The following is a 2,745-nucleotide window of genomic DNA, read 5'->3' as shown; positions in this document are numbered from 1 at the left end:
CCAAGCGTGAGTGCCTTGAACCGCTTCAGATCGGACGACAACTTCCACGGCATGTCGTTATCCGCCCCGATGACACCGTTTCTGGCAACCGCAGCAATCATAATTATATCCGGCAAATGCGCCTCCGAATCCGGTTTCTTTCCTTGTCCCTGCCTCCTAGCATGGCTTGGCTCAGAAATCGAAATCCGGATTTTATTGCTGCTCATTGTCGGAAAAGAGCATGCTCAACCGTCCTGGACAGGAATAGGGTATTCTTCGAGGGAGAAATGATCGATGGCAGAATTGATGGAAGATGTTCTGATTGAGCGTATTAGGGCGCTTATCCCGGACAAGGACGTCGTTCAAAAGCGCATGTTCGGCGGCACCTGTTTCATGGTGAATGGCAACATGCTTGTCTGCGCATCCAAACGAAACTTGATGGCCCGCGTCGGCAAGGATCAGGAACCCGAAGCCCTCACCAAACCCTTTGCATCGCAATGCCGACCAACAGGCCGCCCCATGCCCGGCTTCATCCGAATAGAGCCCGAAGGCTATGAAAGCGATGAGGAACTTGGCAGCTGGGTCGAGATGGCCCGGACATATGTCTGTGCGCTGCCACCCAAGCAGCCCAAAATCAAAAAGGCAAAAGCTGAGAGGACAGCATGACTTCCCTCCCCGCGTCTTTTTCCAGAGACAGCATCGATTTTTTGAAGCAACTGGCGGCGAACAATTCCAAAGACTGGTTCGACGCCAATAGGAAGGCCTATCTGGACCACATCAAAGCTCCGGCAGATTCCTTGAAAACGGAACTGGCGAAAAGCGTGTCTGAGCTCACAGGACAGCCGATGACGGGCAAACTGTTCCGCGTCAATCGGGACCTACGATTTTCCAAGGACAAGACGCCTTACAACACGCATGTGCGGATGGCTTTCTGGCCTGATAGGGATGCTTTTCAAGGCAGACAGGCCCAACCGCCAAGTTTTTTTCTGTCGATTGAAGCTGATCATATTCGCTTGGGTGCAGGTTGTATGGCGTTCTCCAAACCTGCGCATGGACAGTATTTGCATCTTCTGGAAACCGGCTCAGGCAAAGAAATCACAAAACTCCTTGAATCTCTGACAACCAAAGGTTTCGAGCAATCCGAGCCTGACCTTGTCAAACCACCGCGTGGATTTCCGAAGGACAATATTTTCGCCGATCTTACCCGCTACAAGGGGCTGGCTGTCTGGACAACACTCCCCGATGTTGCTCCAGCCCTTGGTGAAAAAGCACCGGCAGTTTTGACGAACGCTCTTGCACCAACGCTGCCGTTCTGGAACTGGCTGGTGAAGTTGCACGAATAAACTTGATCCAAAGCGCTTTGGAATTTAAGACGAGGCCACTTTTCTGTTCTGAAAGATGAGATCTGATGGCTTCGATCAAAGACCTGGCGGCACGTTTCCCCAAAGATTTCCAGTTCGGTGTGGCAACCGCTGCCTACCAGATCGAAGGCGCAACGGACGAAGATGGCCGCAAGCCCTGCATCTGGGACGCATTCGCCAAGATGCCGGGCCGGGTCTACAATCAGCACTCCGGTGAGATTGCCTGCGATCATTACCATCGCTGGGAGAGCGATCTGGACATGATCCAGTCGCTCGGAGTCGACACCTATCGGCTATCCATCGCCTGGCCGCGGATTATTCCCGATGGCCGCGGCGCCGTGAATGAAAAAGGCCTCGATTTTTATGACCGCCTGTTTGATGGCCTGGTCGAGCGCGGTATCAAGATATTTCCAACGCTCTATCACTGGGACCTGCCGCTGATGCTGGCTGGTGATGGCGGCTGGGCAGCACGCAGCACAGCGGAAGCCTTTGCCGATTATGCCGAAGTGGTCGTCAAACGCCTGGGTGACCGGATGACTGCACTGGCCACGATCAACGAACCCTGGTGCATTTGCCACCTGAGCCACCTTTACGGAATTCATGCGCCGGGAGAAAAAAGCGTCGAGGCCTTTGCCGCTGTCACGCACAATGTGAACCTTGCTCATGGTCTGGGTGTTCAGGCCGCCCGATCCGTCAGACCCGATCTACCGATGGGAACAGTCCTCAACCTGCATTCCGTCTATTCAGCCACCGATGAACCGCAAGACCAAGCCGCGGCCGAGCGCGCTTTTGTCTTCAACAACGATATCTTCTTCGGACCAGTCTTCAATGGCAGCTATCACCCGGACATTCTGGACGCCTTTGGTGAGCATATGGATATCCGCGACGGAGATCTGGAGACCATCAACCAGCCGCTCGACTGGTGGGGCTTCAACTATTATACACCAATGCGAGTCAAACATGATCCGGCCAATGACGTCACCTATCCGCAAGCGGTAACAATACCGCCCAAACCGGGGCCCGAGCTGACCGATATCGGTTGGGAAGTCTATGAAGACGGCATGTCGGACCTATTGGCGAAGCTATATCAGCGTTACGATTTGCCACCGGTCTACATCACCGAGAATGGTGCCTGCTACAATGACGATGTCGAAAACAGCACCATCAACGATCAGCGCCGCATCGACTATCTGGAAAAGCATTTTTCAGCGATGACAAAGTCGATTGAGGCAGGTATTCCGCTCAAAGGCTATTTTCTCTGGAGTCTGATGGACAATTACGAGTGGGCGGAGGGTTACAAGATGCGTTTCGGCATCGTTCACGTCGATTACGACACGCAGGTCCGCACCCTGAAAAACAGCGCGCTTTGGTACAAGGAACTGATCGGTCTGCACAACGCTGGCCG

General features: G+C 53.7%; 4 protein-coding genes. 3 read left to right on the top strand and 1 reads right to left on the bottom strand.

Features of this window, described 5'->3' with window-relative positions; all coding sequences use genetic code 11:
* Positions 1 to 101, bottom strand: a 101-nt coding sequence (locus ABJN75_RS18665) for a dihydrofolate reductase (protein ID WP_348441101.1), incomplete at its 3' end; no start/stop codon positions are given.
* A 184-nt stretch (positions 102 to 285) separates the two neighbouring features.
* Here ABJN75_RS18665 and ABJN75_RS18660 point away from each other — a divergent pair.
* From ABJN75_RS18660 to ABJN75_RS18650, 3 genes are all read left to right on the top strand, one after another.
* Positions 286 to 645, top strand: a complete 360-nt coding sequence (locus ABJN75_RS18660) for a TfoX/Sxy family protein (protein ID WP_348441099.1) — start codon at positions 286 to 288, stop codon at positions 643 to 645.
* Entirely contained in the window at positions 642 to 1,322 is a 681-nt protein-coding gene (locus ABJN75_RS18655; protein ID WP_348441098.1) for a TIGR02453 family protein, read from the top strand. The genes ABJN75_RS18660 and ABJN75_RS18655 overlap by 4 nt, the downstream gene beginning before the upstream one ends.
* Positions 1,323 to 1,387: 65 nt before the next feature.
* On the top strand, positions 1,388 to 2,745 hold a 1,358-nt coding region (locus tag ABJN75_RS18650), incomplete at its 3' end, for a GH1 family beta-glucosidase (protein ID WP_348441097.1).

The sequence above is a fragment of the Hoeflea sp. genome, from assembly GCF_039975035.1.
GTDB lineage: Bacteria > Pseudomonadota > Alphaproteobacteria > Rhizobiales > Rhizobiaceae > Hoeflea.
Note: the sequence above shows the minus strand (reverse complement) of the source record. Positions and strands in the feature narration are given on the sequence as shown.

Excerpts from the sequence above, each read along its gene's own strand:
- ABJN75_RS18655 (WP_348441098.1), top strand. The coding sequence starts at position 642 with ATGACTTCCCTCCCCGCGTCTTTTTCCAGAGACAGCATCGATTTTTTG.
- ABJN75_RS18660 (WP_348441099.1), top strand. The coding sequence starts at position 286 with ATGGAAGATGTTCTGATTGAGCGTATTAGGGCGCTTATCCCGGACAAG.